At 64.0% G+C, this 22,641-nt stretch carries 24 protein-coding genes; 13 read left to right on the forward strand and 11 right to left on the reverse strand.

Translation table 11 applies throughout. The annotated features are described in order from the left end of the window. The first annotated feature begins 326 nt into the window (after window positions 1-326). Complete coding sequence (locus tag AB4Y43_RS27870) at window positions 327-995, forward strand: O-methyltransferase (protein ID WP_368729264.1); 669 nt, start codon at window positions 327-329, stop codon at window positions 993-995. Between the two features lie 101 nt (window positions 996-1,096). Here AB4Y43_RS27870 and AB4Y43_RS27875 read toward each other — a convergent pair whose 3' ends face one another. Beyond that, complete coding sequence (locus AB4Y43_RS27875) at window positions 1,097-3,328, reverse strand: TonB-dependent receptor (RefSeq protein WP_368729265.1); 2,232 nt, start codon at window positions 3,326-3,328, stop codon at window positions 1,097-1,099. 509 nt (window positions 3,329-3,837) lie between these two features. On the opposite strand from AB4Y43_RS27875, the gene AB4Y43_RS27880 reads away from it, so the two are divergent. Continuing rightward, window positions 3,838-4,569, forward strand: coding sequence for a PIG-L deacetylase family protein (locus AB4Y43_RS27880; RefSeq protein ID WP_342949082.1), 732 nt, complete (start codon window positions 3,838-3,840; stop codon window positions 4,567-4,569). Further along, the gene (locus AB4Y43_RS27885) at window positions 4,566-5,261 is read left to right on the forward strand and encodes a 4-carboxy-4-hydroxy-2-oxoadipate aldolase/oxaloacetate decarboxylase (protein WP_069265766.1); all 696 of its coding nucleotides are present in this window, start codon (window positions 4,566-4,568) and stop codon (window positions 5,259-5,261) included. The genes AB4Y43_RS27880 and AB4Y43_RS27885 overlap by 4 nt, the downstream gene beginning before the upstream one ends. Window positions 5,262-5,353: 92 nt before the next feature. Here AB4Y43_RS27885 and AB4Y43_RS27890 read toward each other — a convergent pair whose 3' ends face one another. Both AB4Y43_RS27890 and AB4Y43_RS27895 read right to left on the reverse strand, forming a co-directional pair. Beyond that, window positions 5,354-6,481, reverse strand: coding sequence for an aminotransferase class V-fold PLP-dependent enzyme (locus AB4Y43_RS27890; protein ID WP_368683376.1), 1,128 nt, complete (start codon window positions 6,479-6,481; stop codon window positions 5,354-5,356). Window positions 6,482-6,691: 210 nt separating this feature from the next. Further along, window positions 6,692-7,114, reverse strand: coding sequence for a hypothetical protein (locus tag AB4Y43_RS27895; protein WP_368729266.1), 423 nt, complete (start codon window positions 7,112-7,114; stop codon window positions 6,692-6,694). A 236-nt stretch (window positions 7,115-7,350) separates the two neighbouring features. Here AB4Y43_RS27895 and AB4Y43_RS27900 point away from each other — a divergent pair, with 236 nt between their 5' ends. Further along, window positions 7,351-8,439 carry an NADH:flavin oxidoreductase/NADH oxidase gene (locus AB4Y43_RS27900; protein ID WP_141710732.1) on the forward strand — a complete coding sequence of 363 codons (1,089 nt, stop codon included), beginning with the start codon at window positions 7,351-7,353 and terminating at the stop codon, window positions 8,437-8,439. Window positions 8,440-8,473: 34 nt separating this feature from the next. On the opposite strand, the gene AB4Y43_RS27905 is transcribed toward AB4Y43_RS27900, so the two are convergent. Both AB4Y43_RS27905 and AB4Y43_RS27910 read right to left on the reverse strand, forming a co-directional pair. After that, the gene (locus tag AB4Y43_RS27905; RefSeq protein WP_069265769.1) at window positions 8,474-8,866 is read right to left on the reverse strand and encodes a cupin domain-containing protein; all 393 of its coding nucleotides are present in this window, start codon (window positions 8,864-8,866) and stop codon (window positions 8,474-8,476) included. Window positions 8,867-8,868: 2 nt separating this feature from the next. Then, the gene (locus tag AB4Y43_RS27910) at window positions 8,869-9,459 is read right to left on the reverse strand and encodes a LysE family translocator (protein ID WP_069265770.1); all 591 of its coding nucleotides are present in this window, start codon (window positions 9,457-9,459) and stop codon (window positions 8,869-8,871) included. 101 nt (window positions 9,460-9,560) lie between these two features. Here AB4Y43_RS27910 and AB4Y43_RS27915 point away from each other — a divergent pair, with 101 nt between their 5' ends. Then, a complete protein-coding gene (locus AB4Y43_RS27915) occupies window positions 9,561-10,451 on the forward strand; it encodes a LysR substrate-binding domain-containing protein (RefSeq protein WP_368729267.1) in 891 nt (296 codons plus the stop codon). Window positions 10,452-10,478: 27 nt separating this feature from the next. On the opposite strand, the gene AB4Y43_RS27920 is transcribed toward AB4Y43_RS27915, so the two are convergent. Then, on the reverse strand, window positions 10,479-11,369 hold the full coding sequence (locus tag AB4Y43_RS27920; protein ID WP_069265772.1) for a LysR family transcriptional regulator: 891 nt from the start codon (window positions 11,367-11,369) through the stop codon (window positions 10,479-10,481). A gap of 121 nt (window positions 11,370-11,490) precedes the next feature. Between AB4Y43_RS27920 and AB4Y43_RS27925 the strand changes: the two genes are divergently transcribed. Both AB4Y43_RS27925 and AB4Y43_RS27930 read left to right on the forward strand, forming a co-directional pair. Beyond that, window positions 11,491-12,231, forward strand: a complete 741-nt coding sequence (locus AB4Y43_RS27925; protein WP_069265773.1) for an SDR family NAD(P)-dependent oxidoreductase — start codon at window positions 11,491-11,493, stop codon at window positions 12,229-12,231. A gap of 64 nt (window positions 12,232-12,295) precedes the next feature. Then, window positions 12,296-12,436, forward strand: coding sequence for an NAD(P)-binding domain-containing protein (locus tag AB4Y43_RS27930; RefSeq protein WP_368729268.1), 141 nt, complete (start codon window positions 12,296-12,298; stop codon window positions 12,434-12,436). 99 nt (window positions 12,437-12,535) lie between these two features. On the opposite strand, the gene AB4Y43_RS27935 is transcribed toward AB4Y43_RS27930, so the two are convergent. Continuing rightward, window positions 12,536-12,871: a hypothetical protein gene (locus AB4Y43_RS27935; protein WP_342949076.1), complete on the reverse strand. Its 336-nt coding sequence runs from the start codon at window positions 12,869-12,871 to the stop codon at window positions 12,536-12,538. 293 nt (window positions 12,872-13,164) lie between these two features. Between AB4Y43_RS27935 and AB4Y43_RS27940 the strand changes: the two genes are divergently transcribed. Then, window positions 13,165-14,049, forward strand: a complete 885-nt coding sequence (locus AB4Y43_RS27940; protein ID WP_368729269.1) for a GNAT family N-acetyltransferase — start codon at window positions 13,165-13,167, stop codon at window positions 14,047-14,049. Between the two features lie 68 nt (window positions 14,050-14,117). On the opposite strand, the gene AB4Y43_RS27945 is transcribed toward AB4Y43_RS27940, so the two are convergent. Both AB4Y43_RS27945 and AB4Y43_RS27950 read right to left on the reverse strand, forming a co-directional pair. Then, entirely contained in the window at window positions 14,118-15,377 is a 1,260-nt protein-coding gene (locus AB4Y43_RS27945) for a LysR family transcriptional regulator (RefSeq protein WP_069265775.1), read from the reverse strand. A gap of 40 nt (window positions 15,378-15,417) precedes the next feature. Then, complete coding sequence (locus AB4Y43_RS27950; protein WP_069265776.1) at window positions 15,418-16,161, reverse strand: GntR family transcriptional regulator; 744 nt, start codon at window positions 16,159-16,161, stop codon at window positions 15,418-15,420. A 373-nt stretch (window positions 16,162-16,534) separates the two neighbouring features. Between AB4Y43_RS27950 and AB4Y43_RS27955 the strand changes: the two genes are divergently transcribed. The 5 genes from AB4Y43_RS27955 (at window position 16,535) to AB4Y43_RS27975 (ending at window position 20,669) form a co-directional block, all read left to right on the forward strand. Beyond that, on the forward strand, window positions 16,535-17,380 hold the full coding sequence (locus AB4Y43_RS27955) for a gallate dioxygenase (RefSeq protein WP_069265777.1): 846 nt from the start codon (window positions 16,535-16,537) through the stop codon (window positions 17,378-17,380). After that, window positions 17,377-17,736 (forward strand): protocatechuate 3,4-dioxygenase, encoded by a 360-nt coding sequence (locus tag AB4Y43_RS27960; protein ID WP_324157852.1) that lies wholly within the window; start codon window positions 17,377-17,379, stop codon window positions 17,734-17,736. The genes AB4Y43_RS27955 and AB4Y43_RS27960 overlap by 4 nt, the downstream gene beginning before the upstream one ends. A gap of 253 nt (window positions 17,737-17,989) precedes the next feature. Further along, window positions 17,990-19,045, forward strand: coding sequence for a porin (locus AB4Y43_RS27965; RefSeq protein ID WP_342949106.1), 1,056 nt, complete (start codon window positions 17,990-17,992; stop codon window positions 19,043-19,045). A 160-nt stretch (window positions 19,046-19,205) separates the two neighbouring features. Then, the gene (locus tag AB4Y43_RS27970) at window positions 19,206-20,315 is read left to right on the forward strand and encodes an NAD(P)/FAD-dependent oxidoreductase (protein ID WP_368729270.1); all 1,110 of its coding nucleotides are present in this window, start codon (window positions 19,206-19,208) and stop codon (window positions 20,313-20,315) included. Window positions 20,316-20,375: 60 nt separating this feature from the next. Beyond that, entirely contained in the window at window positions 20,376-20,669 is a 294-nt protein-coding gene (locus AB4Y43_RS27975) for an antibiotic biosynthesis monooxygenase (RefSeq protein ID WP_028202455.1), read from the forward strand. 24 nt (window positions 20,670-20,693) lie between these two features. Here AB4Y43_RS27975 and AB4Y43_RS27980 read toward each other — a convergent pair whose 3' ends face one another. Further along, window positions 20,694-21,815 carry a CmpA/NrtA family ABC transporter substrate-binding protein gene (locus AB4Y43_RS27980; RefSeq protein WP_368729271.1) on the reverse strand — a complete coding sequence of 374 codons (1,122 nt, stop codon included), beginning with the start codon at window positions 21,813-21,815 and terminating at the stop codon, window positions 20,694-20,696. A gap of 19 nt (window positions 21,816-21,834) precedes the next feature. After that, the gene (locus AB4Y43_RS27985) at window positions 21,835-22,419 is read right to left on the reverse strand and encodes an ANTAR domain-containing response regulator (protein ID WP_069265976.1); all 585 of its coding nucleotides are present in this window, start codon (window positions 22,417-22,419) and stop codon (window positions 21,835-21,837) included. Window positions 22,420-22,641: the final 222 nt, after the last annotated feature.

Consider the following 22,641-nt stretch of genomic DNA (forward strand, 5'->3'; position numbering starts at 1 on the left):
CGCCCTATGAATGCGCGTGTTTATGCCCGTTGCGTAAAGCGCGCAGATGACGGGCTGGCGCGGCCTGACGGCCGGTTTGACAGTTGGGCGCACGGATTGGGCTGGCGGGTCGGCGCGCTTGACAATTCCTGCGCGCGCAACGAAAGGCGGTGGCGTTGCGAGCGCGCAACGCGGTCGCCGGAGATGGTGCGCCAAAAGCCGGCCCTCCGGTTCATTCAATTACTAAGGACGTCGAATCGATGGGGCATGCAGCCACCTCGCGCATGTGCAGTGTCGCGAGCGGTGAGGTAATCTTGGCGGCTCAGATCCAGAAGCGGAGCAGGGTAATGAACGAGCAAACGTGGCAAGCAGTGGACGACTGGTTCTGCGAGCGGCTGATCGGTCCCGATGATGCGCTCGACGGCGCGCTCGCCGCAAGCGCCAAAGCGGGCCTTCGCGCGATCAACGTGGCACCGAATCAGGGCAAGTTTCTGCATCTGCTCGCGCGCATCCAGGGCGCGCGGCGCATCCTCGAAATCGGCACGCTGGGCGGCTATAGCGCGATCTGGCTCGCTCGCGCGCTGCCCGATGACGGCGCGATGGTGTCGCTCGAATTCAGCCCGGAAAACGCGGCCGTTGCGCGGGCCAACATCGCGCGGGCGGGGCTCGATGCGAAGGTGACGGTCATGACGGGCCTCGCGCTCGAATCGCTCGATGCGCTCATCGCGCAAGGCGTGCCGCCGTTCGACTTCGTGTTTATCGACGCGGACAAGAGCAACAACCCGAATTACCTCGAACGCGTGCTGAAGCTTTCGCGTCCGGGTACGGTGATCGTGGCCGATAACGTGGTGCGCGAAGGGCGCGTGGCCGACCCCGCGCATCACGAGGACGATGTGGTCGGCTTGCGTCGCTACTTCGACATGCTTGGAAACGACAGGCGGCTTGCGACCACGGCTGTGCAGACGGTGGGCAGCAAAGGCTGGGACGGGTTTGCGATCACGGTGGTGGGCGGGTAGCAAACGTCGATCGCCCATACACATGCGCCAAAGGCAAAAAGGGCCTGGCAGATGAACTGCCCGGCCCTTCGTCCGTCTAGCGACGCGCTGACGATCGCCGGTCAGAAGTCCGTCGTCATCGAGAACAACACGGTACGCGGCGCGCCCATCGTCAGATAGCCACCGTTGGTCGACGACCAGTACGCCTTGTTGGCGAGGTTATAAACATTGGCGCGGAACGTAGTCGGACGGCCGAACACGTTCGTCGCATAGCGCGCGCCGATGTCCACGGTGTCCCACGCCTTGATCGACATGGTGTTGGCCGCATCGAAATACTGCGGACCCGTATGCGTCCAGCGTGCCGAAAGCGTGAGGCCCTGCACCCCGGGCACGTCGTATTCGGCGCCCAGGTTGAGCAGGAAGCTCGGCACGCCTACCGGGGTCTTGCCGTCGGTCGAACCCCCGTCGGTGTCGAGTTGCACGGCGTTGATCCAGGTTGCGCCCGCGATCAGACGCACGCCCTTGTACACCTCGCCGAACACCGACGCTTCCACGCCGCGATGGCGCTCGTTGCCGTTGGCCACATAGGCGCCCGCGCTGTTGGTGTAGGTCTGCGGCTTTTCGAGCTGGAACAGCGCGAGCTGCGCGCCGTACTTGCCGTTGTCGTACTTCGCGCCCACTTCATACTGCTTCGTGCGCTCCGGCGCGAGCTGGTCGCCGTAGTTCGTCGTGCCCTGAGGCGCAATGCCGCCCGCCGAAAGCGACTCGCTGCGGTTCGCGTAGATCGAGACGTTCTCCCACGGCTTGACGACGAGGCCGAACAGCGGCGTGGTGATCGAGTCGTTGTAGTTCGAGGTCTGCAGCAGCGTCGACGACGAGTAGCCGTTCGACAGGATCTCCTGGTGACGCACGCCCACCGTAAACAGCACGCGGTCGTGGAAGAAGCCGAGCGTGTCCGAGGCCGAGACGCTGCGCATCAGGTTCAGTGCCGTGATCGGCGGGTTGCCGTCCATGCCGGCCTGATAGGCCGTCGCCGGATACGGCACCTGCACGCCGCTGTAGAGGCTGGTCGGGAACGAATTGGAAAGCGTCCAGCCCGACTGCGTTTCCACGCGCACGATCGAGGCGCCCGCGGTTACGAAGTGGCTCACCGGACCGGTGTTGAAGTGGCCGCGCACGCCCGTTTCCGCCGAGATTGCGCCTTCCTTGCGCACGACGCCCAGGCGCGAGCCGGTCGTGGTCGTGGGATCGGTGTAGTAGGGCGAGAAGTATTCGCCATGCTCGTTCGTGTGGCGCACGCCGCCCGTCACATACGCGGTCCAGCCGGGCAGGAAGTCGTATTCGGCTCGCAGGATGCCGACGGTGTCTTCCGCGTCGCTATACGACCAGGTCTGCGCGTAGTTGTGCGTCGCCGAGGGCACACCCGGAATTTCGTCGCCGAGCACATAGACGACGGGGCGGCCGTCCGAAACGTGCTGACGCTGATACATGAAGTCGCCTTCGAGACGCAGCTTCTCGCCGCGCCAGTCGAGCGCCACGGCCGTCTGGTTGGCGCGGCGCATTTCGCTGTCGATGCTCGTTTCGCCGTCGCGGTTGTACTGGTTCACGCGGATGCCGAACTGGTCGTTGTCGCCGAAGCGGCGCCCCACGTCGATATGCGTACCGAACTCGCCCGAGGCGCTGCCTTCGAGCGTCACGCGCGTGAGCGGCTTGTCGTCGGCGCGCTTCAGTTGCAGGTTCACGCTGCCGCCGATCGAGGTGCCGTTGGGCGCCGCGCCGTTCAGGAATGCGCTCGCACCCTTGAAGATGTCCACGCGCTCGAGCGCAGCCGTCTCGACGAGCTGGCGCGGCGTGATGCCGTACAGGCCGTTGAGCGAGATATCGTCGCTGTCGAGCGTGAAGCCGCGAATGACGTATACCTCCTGGAAGTTGCCGTAACCGTAGGCGGTGCGCACGGCCGGATCGTTCGAGAGCACATCGGCAATGGTGCGCGCCTGCTGGTCCTCGATCAGCTTCGCGGTGTACGTCGTCATGCTGAACGGCACGTCGATGTTCTTCTGCGAACCGAGCACGCCGAAATCGCCGCCGCGCGCCACGTGGCCGCCGCCAAAGGTCGGCTGCAGGTCGCCCGGCAGCGTTTCTTGGGACGCCTGCACTTTCACGGTGGGCAGCGTGGCGTTGCTGGCGCTACCGGTTGCGGCGGCGCCGCTCGCTGCGGCGGGCGCGTCGGCGGTTTGCGCGAACGCCGCGGCGGGCAGGCTGAACGCGACGGCGATGGCGGCGAGGATCGCAACCCGGGAAGCGGGGAAATGCGAAGGCAAATTGAAAGGCGGGTGCAGACGGGATGCGGACATAAAAAAGGTCGTAGCGAAGGTAGCGCCGGCGCCTCGTGATGCCTTGGCGCTGTGCGCAGGCTCCGGGCGAATGGTTATGCTTTGCCGGGCAGACAGGGCTCGCGGAGCTGGCCCCACGAGCGGCCCGGAAAAGTATGCGGTTGTATTGCAAATGAGAATGCGTGTTATTTAAATATTGCTGTGAGTAGGTGTATTCGGCGTTTACGCAACAATTTCAGTCTCGGGCATTTGATGTGGGCGCAACGAAAGCTTGGGAAATTCGGGGTCACAAGGTTTGCGTGCGCCGCGCGAACGCGCGGCGTCGTCCAGCGTCGTTGCGCGCTCAATCAATGCACAGCGCGACGCTTGACGCCGCATGGGCAAGACGCGGCCTGGCCCGTTTTCGAGGCGCGTTCCATGCGGCGCCGATAAGCAGATTCGATGCCTTTCGGCAGTCCTTTCGTTGGTTCGCACGGCGCGCTCAAACCTACAATGAGGCTTCGTGATGTTCGACGTCTGGTGAACCGGAAATGACTGAAAAATCGATGCTCGTGGTGAGCGCACACAGCGCGGATTTCGTATGGCGCGCGGGCGGTGCGATTGCCCTGCACAGGAAGAACGGCTATCGCGTGAAGGTCGTGTGCCTCTCGTTTGGCGAGCGCGGCGAGTCTGCGAAGCTCTGGCGCAAGGGCCCCGACATGACCATCGAGAAAGTGAAGGCCGCGCGCCGCGAGGAGGCGCTCGCCGCCGCCGAGATTCTGGGCGCGGAGTGCGAGTTCTTCGATCTGGGCGATTACCCGCTGCGCGTTTCCGATGAAGCGCTTCTGCGCCTCGTCGACGTTTATCGCGACGTGCAGCCCGCGTTCGTGCTGAGCCATTCGCAGAAAGACCCGTACAACTTCGATCATCCGCTCGCGATGCACGTGGCGCAGGAAGCGCGCATCATCGCCCAGGCCGAAGGCCACAATCCGGGGCAGAAGATCGTCGGCGCGCCGCCGGTCTACGCATTCGAACCGCACCAGACCGAGCAGTGCGAGTGGATTCCGAACACCTTCCTCGACATCACCGAAGTGTGGGACGTGAAACGCCGCGCCATCGAATGCATGGCGGGCCAGGAACACCTTTGGGAGTACTACACGCGTGTCGCGCAACAGCGCGGCGTGCAGGCCAAGCGCAACATCGGCATTACGGCGAAGCGCGACATTCAATACGCGGAAGGCTATATGCGCCTGACGCCCGCAGTGGTGGGAGATCTGTCATGAAACGTGGTGTCGTCGTCACCCAGATTCCGCGCGCCGACGCGCGTCACATCGAAATCCTCAAGGAAGCCGGCACGGCCACCGTGCACGAGGCGCAAAGCCGTCTCGGCCTGCTCGCCACGTATCTGCGGCCCATTTATTCGGGCGCCGCGATCGCGGGCTCGGCCGTGACCGTGCTCATGCCGCCCTCGGACAACTGGATGCTGCACGTGGCCGTGGAGCAGTGTCGCGAAGGCGACGTGGTGGTGGCTGCACCCACTTCGCCTTGCGAAGATGGCTACTTCGGCGAGCTGCTCGCCACCTCGCTCGCGGCGCGCGGCGTGCGCGGCCTGATCATCGACGCGGGTTGCCGCGACGTGCGCGCACTGAAGGCGATGGACTTCCCGGTGTGGTCGAAGGCCGTTTCGGCGCAAGGCACGGTGAAGGAAACGCTCGGTTCGGTGAACGTGCCGGTGGTGTGCGCGCAGCAGATCGTGCACCCGGGCGACGTCATCGTGGCCGACGACGACGGCGTGGTCGTGGTGCCGTTCGCCACCGTTGCGAAGGTCGTGGAAGCGACCCAGGCGCGCCTCGCCAAGGAAGAAAAGACGCGCGCGGTGCTCGCGGGCGGCACGCTCGGCCTCGACTATTACGGCATGCGCGAGCGCCTGGCCGAAAAGGGTCTGCGCTACGTCGACACGCCGGCAGACGCGTGAGTCCGCAGCGTTTGACTTCACACGAGGCGCCAAAACGACAACGAGCGCCGCAAGGGCGCTCGTTTCGCTTCGCGATGACCTGACGAAGCGGGTTAAAGAATGCGGTCCAACGCCTTCGCGAACCTCGCGACCGTGCCTTCGATGTCATGCAGTTTTTCGAGGCCGAATAACCCGATACGGAAGGTCTTGAAGTCTTCAGGCTCGTCGCATTGGAGGGGAACGCCAGCCGCGATCTGCACGCCGGCATCGGCGAACTTCTTGCCGGATCGTATGCCGTCGTCGTCCGAATAGCTGACCACGACGCCCGGTGCCTCGAAACCTTCGGCCGCGACGCTTCGGAAACCCTTGCTCACGAGCAGCGAGCGAATACGCTTGCCGAGTTCGAGCTGCTCCGCCATTACCTTGTCAAAGCCGTATGCCTCGGTTTCCTTGATCACGTCGCGCAGCGTCGCGAGACTGTCCGTGGGCATGGTCGCGTGGTAAGCGAATCCGCCGCTCTCATAGGCTTCCATGATCTGCAGCCACTTGCGAAGATCGCAGGCGAAGCTGGTGCTGGTCGTTGCGTCGATCCGTTCGCGGGCGAGCGGGCCGAGCATGACGAGCGCGCAACAGGGTGACGCGCTCCAGCCCTTTTGCGGTGCGCTGATCAGGATATCGACGCCGCTTTTCTCCATGTCGACCCAGACCGTACCGGAGGCGATGCAGTCGAGTGCGAACATGCCGCCTACGGCATGCACGGCGTCGGCCACCGCGCGCAGATACGCATCGGGCAGCATCATTCCCGATGCGGTTTCGACATGCGGCGCAAAGACCAGATCGGGCTTGTTCTCCTTGATCGCCGCGACGACTTCTTCGACCGGGGGCGGCGCATAGGCGGCCTGCCTTCCCTGTTCGACCGGGCGCGCCTTCAACACGATCGATTCAGAGGGAATGCTGCCCATGTCGAAAATCTGCGACCAGCGGAAACTGAACCAGCCATTGCGAATGACGAGGCACTTCCTGTTCGTCGCGAACTGCCGGGCAACGGCTTCCATGCCGAAAGTCCCGCTGCCTGGGACGATCACGACCGACTTCGCGTTGTAGACTTTTTTCAGGGAGCTGGAGATATCCCGCATGACGCCCTGAAAGAGCTGCGACATGTGATTGATCGAGCGGTCGGTGTAAACCACTGAATATTCGAGGAGTCCCTCGCGGTCGACATTGGGAAGTAAACCTGACACGCTCGCCTCCGATAAAGGATGAACAAGGTGAGCAGCATGTGCGATTCGATGCTGCTGCACCCATGCAGATGGGTTTGTTGTCGCGACGAAAATAGATTCTAACGAATGCCGTCTGCAGGCTGGGGCATATTTTTCTGTGCTATCTGGCGCAAGTACAAAGCGCCTGGTGGCCCGGGGCAATGGTGCGATGCGGCAGAACCGGTGTCTGTCTCACGTGCGCGCGGGCGGCTGCGGATTGTTGGCCGGGTTCGTGTCGAGCCGGTTCACGCTTTCGATGCCCAGCTGGTCAGCGAGGGCCGAGAGCCGAGCATACAGCCCGTCGGCGCTTTCCCTGTCGTAGACCGCTTCACCGCGAACGTATATCGCGAACGACTTCAGGTACTTCGCCTTTTTCGCTGGATTGGCGATCGTCTCTTTCGTCCATTGATATAGCGGATAACGTTCCCGCCCGGCGCGTTCCGCCTCTTCGACATAATCGGCGAATGCGTCGAACTGGCACTTCAAGGAGGCGTCGTAATCGCGCAAGACGGCTTCGAGTAAGTCGCGCCCCGCGTAGGAGCGGTTGTCCCGCAGCGCATCGGCCGACTCGGGCACGACGGTGATGCGGACCTGGAATTGCCACGTTTCTGCCATGCATGCCTCCTGCGTTGACGCACAGCATAACCGCTCTGACGCGGCCGCATGCTGCCGCTCATGGCTATTCTCGTCGGGAATCGGGCTTATGAAGAATCTGCGAATTATCGCTCCGTCATGTGGCCACTACGATCTACCTGTCACTCATCACCCGGCAGAAGATTTTCATGTCCACACCCGCAGGCAAAGTCGCCGCGAATAGCGGCGCCACGACTGGCACCGGTTCGAGCCATCCAATGCTGTTCACGCCGATACAGATCGGCAACCTGAACCTCGCCAACCGGATCGTGATCGCCCCGATGGCCCAGTACTCGGCCGAAGAAGGGCTGATGAACGATTGGCACCTGATTCATCTCGGCCAACTGGCGCTTTCCGGTGCGGCGGCGCTCACCATCGAGGGGACGGCGGTCACCCCCGGGGGGCGCACGAGTTACGGCGACGTAGGGCTCTATTCCGACGAGAGCGAATTCGCCATGGCGCGCGTGCTGCAGAGCGTTCGGCGCTGGTCCGACACGCCGATTGGGATCCAGCTCAACCATGCCGGCCGAAAAGGCTCGCGGCAGAAGTTATGGGACGGCGGCGCACAGATTCCTCATGGTCGCGCAAACGGCTGGAACACCTACGGCCCATCCCCGGTTGCTTTCGCGGCCGGTGAGACACCACCCACTGCCCTGGACCGCAGCGGACTGGCCGCGATTCGCGATGCCTTCGCGGCCGCCGCGCAACGCGCCTCACGGCTCGACCTGAACTTCATTCAAATCCTCGGTGGGCACGGGTATCTGCTCCATCAATTCCTTTCGCCGCTCTCGAACCACAGGGACGACGAGTACGGCGGCTCGCTGGAAAACCGCATGCGCTTTCCACTCGAGGTCTTCGAAGCCGTGCGAGACGCGTTTTCGCACGATCGCCCCGTGACGATGCGGATCTCCGCGACGGACTGGATGGACGGCGGGTGGTCCGTGCACGACGCGATCGCTTTTGTCCACGCACTGGAGGCCAGGGGCTGCGCTGCGATCAATGTCTCGAGTGGCGGCTCGAACCCCGCCGCGCAAATTCCCGTCGGGCCTGGCTATCAGGTTCCCTTCGCACGGGCCGTGAAGCAGGCGACGACGCTCCCTGTCATCGCCGTCGGCATGATCACCGAGTTCGAACAAGCCGAATCCATCCTCAGCACGGGAGACGCCGATCTGATCGCGCTGGCCCGAGCGGTGCTTTTCGACCCGCGCTGGCCATGGCACGCTGCCGCTCACTTCGGAGCCCAGGTCAGGGCGCCGAAGCAGTATCTTCGCGCTCAACCCAGTCGGCTGCAAAAGGTGTTTGTTTGAAGCGGCGATGTCGATGTCCGCGGGCCAGGCCGCCTCAGCGCGCTTGGCCCAACTGCTCGTCGATCGTCCTCGTCAACGGCGATTCCACGCGCCCGGTATGCAATGTCTGCACGGGCTCGATCAGCACGACCCAGCATTCGTCCTCTGCGACGGGATTGTGCAGCGTGCCGCGCGGCACGACGTGCATCGAGCCCGCGGGCAGATCGACGACACGCCCGTCCTCATACTCGATTTTCAGGTGCCCGCGCACGACGAAGAACAGTTCGTCCTCGTGCTCGTGGTCGTGCCACACGAGCTGCCCGCGCACTTTGGCGACCTTCACGTACTGATCGTTGACCTGGGCGACGACTTTCGGCGACCAGTAATCGGACACGCCGGCGAATGCGGCTTCGAGGTCGAACGATTCGGCAAACGGATGACCAGACATCGTTATCTCCATGCTGGAATGACGGATGCGGCGAGCAGTACGCCCATCGCAAGGTTAAGGATGCGCCAATGGCGCGGCGTGCGAAAGAGGCGGGCGAGCAGCACGCCGAGCGCACACCACAGCGCGAGCGAGACGCATGCGGCCACGCCGAACGCAGCGCTGAGCAGCAGCGCGAGTCGGTTCGGACTGCTTGCGAGCAGCGCGAACGACGCCGCGGCGCCGATCGTCATCGCCCAGCTTTTCGGGTTGAGCCATAGCAGCAGGAATCCGTTGACGAGCGTGATGGGGTGCGCGGGGCCGTTACCTGCGTTCGGCGGCCCGCTGCGCGCGATGCGCCACGCGAGCCACAGCAGATACGCGGAGCCGACTGCCTTGACCGCCGTTTGCAGCGACGGCAGCGCGAGCAGCAGACCGCCCAGGCCGAGCCCGGCGACGGCGGCGAGCACAGCCAGGCCGATCGCGATGCCGAGCATCAGCGGAATCGAACGCGCGAAACCGAAGCGCGCACCCGAAGCGGTGGCGAGCGTGGTGGCGCCGCCGGGCGTCACGGTCGCAATGACGACAAACAGGAGAAGCGGCAGGATCGAGGTCATCGGTGCAGATCCGGAAGAATGAAACTTGCACTGTACGGATCGCCGACGCATCATCAAAGGCAATAATCCTGATGCGATTCATTACGCGGCATAATGCATCCATGAGCCGAAACCTCGACCTCGATCTGATCCGCACCTTTGTTGCCGTCGCCGACAGCGGCAGCATGACGGTCGCCGCGAATCTGCTGCATATGACGCAAGGCGCCGTGAGCCAGCAGGTGAAGCGTCTCGAAGACGTGCTGGATTGCCTGCTGTTCGTGCGCAAGACGCGCAAGCTGGAGCTATCGCGCCATGGCGAGTCATTTCTCGTGAAGGCGCGCCAGCTGCTGCAGTTGAACGACGAAATCTGGGCCGATATGACGGGCGGATCACTGCGCGGCAGCCTGCGCGTGGGCGTGCCATACGATCTCGTGACACCGCTCGCCCCGGCGATGAAGGCGTTCGCCGATGCGCATCCGCAAGTGGAGATTTCGCTCGTGTGTGCGGCGTCGCCGGAATTGAGCGAAGCGGTGCATAGCGGCCGCGTGGATATATCGCTGGTCGAATATGTCGAGAGCGAAGCCGAAGGCGAAGTCGTCCGCATCGAGCCGTTGGTGTGGGTCAAGGGGCGCGGCAGCGATGCCTGGCAGAAGCGGCCGTTGCCGCTGTCGATGGTGGACGAGCGATGTGCCTTCCGGCCGGTCGTGCTCGGCGCGCTCGCGGAGGAGGGCATTGCGTGGCGCACGGTATTCGAGAGCGGCAACATCGAGGCGACCGCTGCGACGGTGCGTGCGGGCCTCGCGATCACGACCTGGCTCGCCTCCACGGTGCCGGCCGACCTCGAGACGCTCGCGCCTCAAGCAACCGGCTTGCCCGCGCTGCCACCGTTCGCGATCTGCCTGCGATTGCCCGCGACGGTTCAGCCCGCGGCGCAGGAATTCGCGCGCCACGTGCGCGAATCGATGTCGAACGACGCAGGCACTCGACGCCCGCAGTTCGCGAGCGTTGCCTGATCTCTTGCGTTCGAGGCCGTCGCGCTTCTACAAGCGCTGCGGTAGGGCATCCGCAAAAAAGTCGGTGATCCGGCGCACGCGCGCAGGCACGAAGCGACGGCTCGGCCAGACGATGCTGACATCACGGGCGTCCCCAATGAAGTCGTCCAGCACGGTGACGATGTCGGGATGCTCGAGTTCGGCGGAGAGCGAGAGCTTCGCGAAGAGGCCGATTCCCACACCCGCGAGCACGGCCGATCGTATCGTCTCGACGCTATTGGACGACAGGTTGCCTTGGACCGGCACGTTGAAGCGCCCTTGCGGCCCATGAAACGGCCAGTTCGCCGATTCCATCAGACCGCCATAGACGAGGCAATTGTGCCTCGCGAGTTCCGCAGGATCCTTCGGTATGCCGTGCTGCTCGAAATAGCGGCGCGATCCCACGCAGACCAGCGGGGTGCTCGCGATTTTCCGCACGACCGAATCTGGATCGTTGATGGTACCCACGCGAATCGCGAGATCGATTCGATCCTCCACCATATCGCGAACGAAATCCGACAACACGAGATCGACCCGAAGACCAGGATGGCGCGACAGCAGTTCGGGAATGAGCGGGAGAACGTGCAGGCGGCCGAACGTCGAGGCGGCGGCGATGCGGGCCAGGCCCGAGACATCGAGCGTGCTGCTGCTCAGTTCGTTGTCGGCTACCTCGATTTCGTCGAGCAACGGCTTGGTGCGCTCGTAGTATTTCTGCCCTTGATCAGTGAGAGTCACGCTGCGTGTGCTGCGGTTCAATAGCTGCACGCCGAGGCGTTTTTCCAGCGCACCGATCGCCTTGCTGATGGCGGACTGTGAATCGCCGGTTCTACGCGCCGCTGCGGAAAAGCCGCCCGCTTCGACAACGGCGATGAAGGCGTTCAATTCGTGAAATCGATCCATTGCATGTCTCTCGTGAGACCCATTCCCTCGAAGAATAGATCTCATGATAACTCCGCTGATTATCATTCGTTGGGGCGGCAATTACGATGTCGATTCCGTTCACCAACAAGCAGGAATTTCAATGTCGACTCTCACAGGCAAGGTCGCCGTCATTAGCGGCGCAACGACAGGTATCGGCTTGGCGATTGCCCAGCGGTTCGTCGCCGAAGGCGCGCACGTCTTTATCTTTGGCCGTAGGCAAGGTCCGCTCGAAGAGGCTGCCAAACTGATCGGACGCAACGTGACTGCGATCCAGGCCGACGCCGCGAACCTCGATGACCTCGACCGCGTCGCCGCGGCGGTCAGGGAAGAAAAGGGTGTCGTGGACATCATCGTGTCGAACGCGGGCTTTACCGAGCAGGCTTCGATCGACACCATCACCCCGGAGCATTTCGACAAGGCATTCAACCTCATGGCGCGCGGCCCCGTCTTTCTGGTGCAGAAGCTGCTGCCGATGATGACAGGGGGCGGATCGATCATCCTGGTTTCTTCGGCCATGCACGTCATGGGCATTCCCGGGCACACGGCCTACGCGGCGACCAAGGCCGCGTTGCGTTCCTATGCGCGCACCTGGGCCGCCGAATTCAAGGATCGCGGCATTCGCGTCAACATGCTCAGTCCTGGCGTCACCGACACGCCGATACTCGACGCCCAGTCGGCGACGCGCGAGGATCTGGTGAGCATGTACAAAAGCATGGTCCCGCTCGGTCGACTCGCCCGCGCCGAGGAGATGGCCAGCGCGGCACTCTTTCTCGCCTCCGAACAGAGTTCGTATATGACGGGCGCGGATCTGATGAATGACGGCGGCATCGGCCAGGTCTGACAACCGATGCACACAATCGGCCAAAGTGATTTTCTGTTATTCAGGAATACGAATGGAGGGTGCAATGAGCTATGCAATCATCGGGCTCGGCAAGATCGGCACGGCCATCGCGCAGGCATTTGCCGATCAGGGCCTCGAGGTAGCCATGGCAGGCAGACGCCCGGTCGATTCGCTCGCAGCGCAGATTGGGCCGTCGCTGGATTGACCGGCCGCGCGCTAACTCGCTTGCCGCGAGAGCGCTTTCATAACGGGCATGGCGTTGCTTGTGGACGGACGCTGCCCGTTCGCCATGCGGGAGCATGGCTCACTGTACCCGCTCCGGCTGTGCCCGAAGCTTGTCCTTGATTGCGGTCAGGCAGTTCGTGAACTGGGTGCGAAGTCCCACGGAGTTGCCGCTCGGTGCGGCAAGGCTGTCGGTTGTCACAGTCCATCCGTCGGGCGTACGCGAGACATCGAGTTCGAAGTACTCGGCCGATTCGCTGTCGAGGACCACCGACTCGCGAAAGCTGCCCTTCGCCGAACGAACGACCGCCTCGCAGCCCTGCTGGAGCCTGGCCGGCGCATGAGCAGACAAACCGGGTGAGCCGTCGCGAAAGGGGACCGCGCCGTACATGCGGAACGCCTCGAATTGCGCCGGCATGGCGGCCGTGACGAACTGGATGTCCGAATCCGAAACGGCATTTCCGCATCCCGCGAGGGCGGTGACGAAGGCTGCGAGCGCGATGCGGGCGCAATGACTCCGGTTAGTGGGTTCTTGGTTCCTGCCTGCTCGTAGTCTCTGCGCAAACGTTAGCGTTCTCATCTCCACTATTACGGCGTGCGTTATGCATATATTTATCGAGGTTAACCCTGGCATCGCATTTGTTTGACTCGACGAGCGGGGCAATGCATGCGCGGTTGACGGATTCGATATCTCTGACTAGAGTCAGAGATATGAGCGCGTCCTCGATTCCTCAGATTCGTCGGTTTAACCGCATCGTCGCGGAAAGCATCGGCGCTATCGACGATCATTTCCTCGGACGAGGCCGCCCGATGGGTGAATCGCGCCTGCTATGGGAGATCGGTGTCGAAGGGGCGGATATCCGTACGCTGCGCGCGCGGCTGAGTCTTGATTCGGGTTATGTCAGCCGTACGCTGGCGTCGCTCGAGCGGCAAAAACTGGTCGTTGTCCTCACCGATTCGAAAGACCGCCGGGTTCGCCGGGCTTGCCTGACTGAGGCGGGTCTCGTCGAAAGGGCTGAACTCGAACGGCTCTCCGACGCGGTCGCGTTACGCGTGCTCGAACCTCTCGGAGAGAAACAGCGTCAGCGACTGGTCGAAGCCATGTTCGAGGTCGAACGTTTGCTGCAGGCATCGCTCGTGCATTTTGCGCTCGAGGACCCGGATAGCAGTGACGCGCGGTGGTGCTTTGAACAGTACTTCAGCGAACTCGACCAGCGTTTTGAAGCCGGATTCGACCCGTCCCTGAGCCTGTCGGCAGATGCTGTCGAACTGACGGCGCCCGCAGGCGCGCTAATCGTCGCGAGACTCCACGGCGACCCGATCGGCTGTGTCGCGCTGAAATTCCACAAGAAGTCCCCGGCCGAACTCAAGAGAATGTGGGTGAGTCCTTGCGCACGCGGTATGGGCGTCGGCCGCCGCTTGATCGTCGAGGCGGAGAAACGTGCCCGCCAGGCCAAGGCGCGCGTTATTCGTCTGGAGACGAATCGAACGCTGTGTGAGGCGATATCGCTATACAGGCAATCTGGATTCGTCGAAGTCGATGCATTCAACGCCGAACCGTATGCCCATCACTGGTTCGAAAAGCGCCTGGACTGAACGAGCGCAACGCTTTGCACTACGGACTTTCGATTCTCGCTGACGATCGTCTCATGGGGCTTGCGGATTCACCCCGCGCGCCGCCCCTCCACCACACGCGTTGCGGGCGCAACCTCCATCACCGCGAGCCGGATCGCGTCGATCAGCGCGCGTGCCGCAGGCGAGGGCGAGCCCTGCGCGCGCAGTGTCAGCCCGATATCGCGGCGTGTGTGCTGCAGCGGCACGTCGAGAATCACCAACTGGCCCGATTCGATTTCGTAGTGCAACTGCTGCGCCGAGAGCGCCGTGATCATGTCCGTGCCAAGCAGCAACCCGCGAATCACGGCGAGATCGGCGGTTTCGACGGTGGGCAGGGGCGGCTTGAGCTTCACGCGGCGGAACTGCGCTTCGAGCAGCCCGCGCGAAGGCGAATGCGTGCGTGAAAGTATCCATTGAGCATCACGCAGATCGTTGAGCGTGAGGCTATGCTTTTTCGCGAATGGATGATCGCGCCGCGCGAGCACGACCATGTCTTCCGACATCAATCGTTCGTTGCCGAGGCCGCTTGCCGCATCGTTTTCGCGCAGCGCGCCGAGCACGAAGTCCACGTCGCCCGCGCGCAGGCCCGCCACGAGCAGTTCATACGCGCTTTCGTCGGTCACGACGCGCACGCCCGGATGCTGCGCGGAAAGGCGCGCGATGGCGGCCGGCAGGATCAGCGTGCGGCCCAATGGCAGCGCGCCCACGGTCACCGCGCCCTGGATATTGCCGTGCAGCGCCGCAATATCGTCGGGTACGTGACGCAGTTCGTTGAGCGCGCGCCGCACGTGCAGCAGGAAGGTCTCGCCCTCGGCCGTGAGCAGCACGCCGCGCGGTCCGCGATGGAAGAGCGTGACACCCGAGCCGCTTTCGAGCACGCGCATGGCGCTGCTCACGGCGGGCTGGCTGATGCCGAATGCATTGGCCGTGCTCGGCATATGGCGGTGCCGCGCGAGAGCGACGAATAGCTGCAGCCGCCGGGTGTTGAGCAGATACGCGGGAAGCGTGCCTTCGCTCAACGCGCGCCGGCGCGCCTGGCGCGCGGCGCACCACTGCGCGAGTTCTTCCAGTTCGCCAAAAATTCGCGCGCAGCGCTCGAGCACCACGCGGCCCACGGCCGTGGGCAGCATGCCCGACGGTTTGCGCTCGAAGAGCGGCGCGCCCAGCGCCGTCTCCAGTTCCTGCACCGAGCGCGTGACGGCCGATTGCGCGCGATACAAGGCCGAAGCGGCGCGCGTGGCGCTGCCCGTGTCGGCAACGAGGCGAAAAGCGCGCAGATGCGCGAGGTTCAGGAGTTCGGGCTGGCTCACGGCTCGATTATGTCGTTTTGGGTGGGATACGCGCCGTGTCTCATGCGGCGACCGTGGCAACCATGGCAACTGCGGCGGCGGCGCCATCGTCGACCGCGCTCAGATGCAGCCGGTCGACCGAAAGATTGAGGCTCTCCTTCGAAATATGCGTGTGCTCTTTCATCAGCGCCTCGACGCGTGCGCCTTCGCCGTTGACGAGCGCGCCGACAATGGCGTGATGCTGGCGGTGCGCATACGAGAGCATCATGAACTGACGCTGCTGCGCGGCCTTGTCGAACACCACCGTGCCCGGCGAGACGAATGGAATCTTGTCGTTGAGCCCGAGCGCGGCACTCACCGCAAGATTGTGCGCCGCTTCCACAATCAGTGCGTGGAAGCGGCCGTTCATCGCGGCGTAGCGCGTTTCCGCTTCGCTGTCGAGCACGCCGGCCGCGAAAATCGCGTCGCCTTCGCGCAGACAGTCTTCGAGTGCGCGCGCGAGCGCCTGGTCCACGCCGCGCTCGGCGACCGTGCGCGCGGCGAGCCCTTCGAGCACGCCGCGCACGTCGATGGCGTTGAGCACGTCGGTCACCGAAAAGCGCCGCACGGTGTAGCCGCGCGCGCCCGAGCGCTCGACGAGGCCTTCGGTGGCGAGCACACTCAGCGCATAGCGCAGCGGCGTGCGCGAAATGCCGAGGCGCTCGGCGAGTTGCGCCTCGACGAGCCGCTCGCCGGGCTCGAGTTCGCCGGAGAGGATGCGCGTGCGCAGCGCCTGCACGATGGTTTGCTGGGTCGTCCCGTTCATGTCATGCGTGAATCGCAGCGGGCGAGGCGCGCGGCGTATGGCGCGCGCGGCCCTTGCGAGTTCGTTCTTTTGATATCTGTTTCGTTTATGAGGAGGTTGCCGGGGCGGATCGGCCGCACTTCCCGCAACAGGGTTTCAGGATACCAAAAACCGTTGCGGCGCGCGGGTTTGCGCGATCGGCCGAATGTGCGCAAGCGCGCACAAGCCTTGAATTCATGAGGGAAAGGGAAAAAATCGTGGTTAACCCTTGCTTACGGTCTGGGCGGCGTTTTTGTAATTTCGTATCCCAAGTGATGGATCGAAGGCGTCTGCCGACGCATCGGGTCCAGCGCGGCGCGAGTGCGCCGCATGAACAGCAGCAGAGGGCAAGATCATGGCAAGAATAGTGGGCGGCATCGGCACATCGCACGTGCCGACAATCGGCATGGCGTACGACAAGGGCAAGCAGAACGAACCCGCGTGGGCGCCGCTCTTCCAGGGGTACGAACCGGTGGCGAAGTGGCTCGCCGAGCGCAAGCCGGACGCGCTCGTGATGTTCTACAACGACCACGCCAACAGCTTCTTCTTCGACTGCTATCCCACCTTCGCACTGGGCGTTTCCGCCACGCACGAGTTCGCCGACGAAGGCGCGGGCAAGCGCGCGCTGCCGGACATCGCGGGCCACCCCGATCTCGCGATCCATATTGCCGAGCAGCTCGTCAACGACGAGTTCGATCTCACGATCTTCCAGGACAAGCCGCTCGACCACGGCTGCAACTCGCCGCTTTCGCTCATGCTGCCGCACGAAGGCGGCTGGCCCGCGGCGCTGGTGCCGATCCAGGTGAATGTGCTCCAGTATCCGCTGCCCACGGCGAACCGCTGCTACCGGATCGGCCAGGCGCTGCGCCGCGCGATCGAATCGTTCGAGCAGGATCTCGACGTGGTGGTGGTCGGCACGGGCGGCCTTTCGCATCAGGTGCACGGCGAGCGCAGCGGTTACAACAACACCGAATGGGACATGGAGTTCCTCGACCTGATCGTGAACGATCCGGAGCGCCTCGCCCGCATGAAGCATGTGGACTATGTGCGCCTTGGCGGCGCCGAAAGCGTGGAGACGATCATGTGGCTCGCCATGCGCGGGGCGCTGGGCGGCAAGATCCGCGAAGTCCATCGCAACTACTATCTCGCGACCAGCACGGCGATGGCGGTCACGGTGTACGAAGAGGAGGGCCAGCAATGAATCCGCAACTGGTTGGCATCGAGGAACTGACGGGCACCTACCCCTTCGACATTCGCCAGAGCATGAAGGCCATGCGCCTGAATCGCTTCTTCTGGGAAATGCGTCTGCCGCAAGCGCGCGATCTGTGGCTGCGCGACCGCACGGCCGCCTACGACGCCGCCGCGCTCACCAGCGAGGAGCGCGCGCTCGTCGACGCGACGGACTGGCTCGGCCTCATTCAATACGGCGTGTGCTTCTTCGTGCTCGAGAAGTTCGCGCGCGTGGTGAAGATCACGAATCTCGGCATGTACGCCAGTATGCGCGGCGAAACCCTCGAAGCGTTCCTGAAGACGCGCAAGGTGCCCGACGCAGTCTGAGCGTTTGCCCGACCGTTTGATTTCCTGATTGACTTTTGCGCTCGGGCGGGCATTTTGCCCACTCGAACGCGTTTGACCCGCGTGGCCCCACATGCCGCGCGCTCGCTTGCGGCTCGCCGGATCTCGGGGCGGCGAGAGCGCTACCCTTCGATGCTCGAATAAACAGGTTTGTTCAAAACAGGAGACCTGGAGAATGCAGGATCATAAGCAGTACAAAAAGATTGCATGGGCGATTACGGGGGCCATCGGTGTGATGGCGTGTGCTGCACCGGCGTTCGCGCAGAGCAGCGTGACGCTCTACGGCATGATGGACACGGGCATTACCTACGTGAGCAACCAGGGCGGCAAGCACAACGTCAAGATGGACGACGGCGTGAACGGCCCGAACCTGTGGGGCATGACCGGCACGGAAGACCTGGGCGGCGGCACGAAGGCCTTCTTCCAGCTCGTCAACCAGTTCCAGGTGGACAACGGCGCGTTCATGCCGAACAAGAGTCTTTTCAGCCGTACGTCGATTCTGGGTCTGAGCAACGACAAGCTGGGCAAGCTCACGCTCGGCAACCAGTACGACTTCATGACGGACTCGCTGTATTTCGCGGGCAACGATCCGGCGGAGCTCTCGGGCCACTTCTACGATTTCCGCGCAGGTCCGTTCCAGAAGCTCGCGCTGCCGAACAACCCGACTGGTTCGTTCGACTGGGACCGCATGGCTGGCGAAACCGTCAACAACTCGGTGAAGTATCTGTCGCCGACGTTCGGCGGCTTCAGCGCGGGCGCGATGTACAGCTTCGGCGGCGTGGCCGGTTCGATCGGCACGGCCAATGGCACGAGCTTCGCGCTGAACTACTCGGCACATGATTTCGGCGTGAACGCGGCCTATACGAACCTCAAGACCGTCGTGACGGGCGAAGGCGACGTGAGCGTGCGCAACTGGGGTATCGGCGCGCACTACCGTTTCGGCGGCTGGATCACGAACGCGCTCTTCACCACCGTGCACAACTCGGCCAACGGCGGCTCGGTGTATCAGGGCTCGGTGGGCGCGCACTACAACTTCACGCCTGCACTCAGCGCCGGCGCGTCGTACATGTACATGAAGGGCAACGACGTGGTCGACAACAATCACGCGCACCAGGTTGCGGCGATCGTCGATTACGCGCTTTCCAAGCGCACCAGCGTGTACGTGCTGGGCGTGTACCAGCGCGCCAGCTCGGGCGGTCTCGCGCAGATCAACGGCATGAACTCCTCGGACGGCGCTTCGAGCGGTCAGAGCCAGGCGGTTGCGCGCGTGGGCCTGCATACGCACTTCTGATGCACCGCTAGCTTCATCATCTCCGGCGGTTGTTTGACGCCGCCCGATCGGCTGATCGGGCGGCTTTTTTTCATGGTGCGCATCCTTTCACGAAAGGCTCGCGAATTGGGCAAAATAACGCCAGTCGCAACAGCACTCGCGTGACGAGAAAGGAAGTTTCATGACGGATACGGTGGATTGCGTCGTGATCGGCGCGGGCGTGGTCGGTCTCGCGGTTGCGCGCGCGTGCGCGCAGCAGGGCTGGGAAACCGTCCTCGTCGAGGCGGAAAACGCCATCGGCACGGGCACCAGCTCGCGCAACAGCGAAGTGATACACGCGGGCATTTACTACCCGCAAGGCTCACTCAAGGCGCGGCTGTGCGTGCAAGGCAAGCACAAGCTTTACGCGTATTGCGAGGAGAAGGGCGTGGAGTTCAGCCGTTGCGGCAAGTTCATCGTCGCGACGCACAAAGGGCAGCTCGACGCGCTGCGCGCGATTCGCGCGGCGGCCGCCGCCAATGGCGTGGACGACCTGCGCTGGCTCGACCGTGGCGAGGCGCGCGCACGGGAACCCGCGCTCGAGTGCGTGGCGGCGCTCGAATCGCCCTCCACGGGCATTGTCGACAGCCACGGTTTGATGCTCGCGCTACAGGGCGACTTTGAAGCGGCGGGTGGCATGCTCGCGTTTTGCTCGCCGGTCACGGGGGGCCTCGTGCGGCCGGGCCAGCCGACGCTCCTCAAGGTAGGCGGCGACGAGCCGATGGAATTGCTCGCCACGCGCGTGGTGAACAGTGCGGGCCTCTACGCGCAGCAGATCGCGGCATGCATCGAAGGCGTGCCGGCGCAATCGATTCCGCCGGGGCGCTACGCGAAGGGCAATTACTACTCGCTGGCGGGCGCGGCGCCGTTTTCGCGGCTCATCTATCCGGTGCCGGAGGAAGGGGGCCTGGGCGTGCATCTGACGATCGACCTGGGCGGCCAGGCGCGCTTCGGTCCGGACGTGGAATGGATCGACACGATCGACTACACCGTGGACCCAGGCCGCGCGGCGAAATTCTACGAGGCGATTCGCACTTACTGGCCCGCGCTGCCTGACGACGCGCTGCAACCGGGTTATGCTGGCATTCGCCCGAAGCTGGCCGAGGGCAAGCATGGCGGCGACTTCGTGATCCAGGACGCGCGCGAGCACGGCGTGAGCGGGCTCGTGAACCTCTACGGCATCGAGTCGCCTGGGCTGACGGCTTCGCTCGCGATTGCGGACGAAGTCATCGAACGCCTGAAAACACACTGACTGCAGTGGCGGATCAAACGCGAATCAACGCGAATCAACGCGAATCACAAGGAGAACAGGATGGTCTACGAGATGGCGCATATCACGGTGAGCGCAGGCAAGAACGCCGAATTCGAGGCAAACGTGGCGCAGGCGCTGCCGCTCTTTCATCGCGCACGCGGCTGCCGCAGCGTGGAATTGCAGCGCGGCGTGGAAGAGCCGAACCAGTATGTGCTCGTCGTGCAGTGGGATACCGTCGAAGATCACATGGTGCACTTTCGCGAGTCCGATGACTTTCAGGAATGGCGCCGGCTCGTCGGCCCGTACTTCGAGAAGCCGCCTGTCGTGGGGCACACGCAGGTCGTCGTGAAGTAAGCGGCTGGGCGCGGCCAGCCGCGCTTACGCCTTGATACCGAATCCCTCCACATACCCCACCGCGTCCTCCCCGTCCCAAACGCGTCCATCGACGAACGGCGCGGTGGCCGCCCCGGCCGGCCGCGCGATTCCCATCGCCGCCGCCGCTTGCCCGTACAGCGCGGTATGGTTCAAGCCGCGCGCGATCTCGCGATAGTCGCTTCGGCGCGCGAGCATGCCCCATCGTTCGAACTGCGTCAGAAACCATACGCCTTCGGATTCGTGCGGATAGTTCACGCGGCCTTCCTCGAAGAACTTCATGCCCGGCGCGCGTGATGTCGTGTCCGTTTCGAGCCGTGCCGCGATCAGCCCGGCTTCCACACCGAGCATCTCCGGGCGCGCAAGCCATTGCGCAATCTCGCGTCGATTGCCTTCGCCGTCCAGCCAGCGGCACGCTTCGAGCATCGTCTGTACGAGCGCGCGCGCCGTGTTCGGATGGCGCACCACGAAATCGCGCCGGCAGGCGAGCACCTTCTCGGGATGATCCGGCCAGATCGCCCCGCTCGCGATGATCGTGCGTCCTACGCCGCGCTGCTGCGCGAGCCCTGGCCACGGCTCGCCCACGCACAGGCCGTCGAGGCGATCTTCAGCGAGCGCGGCCACCATCTGCGGCGGCGGTATCACCACGCTCTCGATGTCGATCAGCGGATGCACGCCTTGCGAAGCGAGCCAGTAGTACAGCCACATCGCGTGCGTGCCGGTGGGGAAGGTCTGCGCGAACACGGGCTTGCGCGCGAGCGTGGCGAGCGCGCGCGGCAGCGAGCCGTGTTCGGCGAGCGCATCTGAGAGACGGTTCGAGAGCGTAATGGCCTGGCCGTTGCGGTTGAGCACCATCAGCACGGCCATGTCGGTCTGCGGGCCGCCCAGGCCTAGCTGCACTCCATACACGAGGCCGTAGAGCGAATGCGCGGCGTCGAGCTCACCGGACAGCAGCTTGTCGCGCAGCGCCGCCCACGAGGGCTGGCGCGAGAGCTCGAGCGTGAGGCCGTGCGCGTGGCCGAACTCCAGCAGCTTCGCGGCGACGAGCGGCGCGGCGTCGGCGAGCGGCACGAAGCCGATCTTCAGATGGGTTTTCTCGGGCGCGGCGAGGGTAGGGGTGGCGTTCATGGGCGAGCTTCGTTCCTGCTCAATCGGGTCGTTCCTGCGCTTGCGCGAGCGCGACGATCTGGCGGGCGACTTCGGCGAGCTTCACGCTCTCGTTCATCGCGCGTTTGCGCAGCGCCGCGTAGGCCGCGGGTTCGGTCAGCTTCTGTTGCTCCATCAGGATGCGCTTCGCGCGGTCGATCAGCTTGCGCTCGGCCAGTTCGTTTTCGGCCTGCGTGAGACGCTCGCGCAACTGCGCTTCCTGTGCAAAGCGCGCGAGCGCGACTTCGAGGATCGGTGCAAGGCGCTCGCTCGCGAGCCCTTCCACGAGATAGGCGGTCACACCCGCATTCACGGCCGAGCGGATCAGCTGCTGGTTGGCATCGTGGCTGAACATCAGCACCGGGCGCGGCGCGGTGGCGTTCATCACCGCGAGTTGTTCGAGCGTATCGCGCGAGGGCGACTCGGTGTCGATGATGATGACGTCGGGCCGCTCGCGCTCGACGACGCGATGCAGCGCCTGCGGCGTGGCGGGCTCGGCGAGCATGTCGTAGCCGAGCTTGGCGAGCGCGTCGCGCAGGTCGCCGATAGGCTTGTCGGTGTCGGTTACGAGCAGTACGCGCAGCATGAGGATTCGGTGGTCGTCGGCATGACGTCTTCGACGGTTAATCGGTGCATTGCGCGCCATCGCTGGGCGCGCATGAGGGTTCAGCAAAGTGCGTGCCAGTTTGTCCGTTGGCCGCAAAGCCATGCCGCTTGGGGTTTTGGGTGCGCCTCGCAAAAACTCGGCGCGAGATGTGTTGTGCACCGCAGCAGTGCGATGGGCGATACGGCGCACCCGGTTGGCGCA

This window comes from Paraburkholderia sp. BR10872 (assembly GCF_040965835.1).
Classification (GTDB): Bacteria; Pseudomonadota; Gammaproteobacteria; order Burkholderiales; family Burkholderiaceae; genus Paraburkholderia; species Paraburkholderia nodosa_A.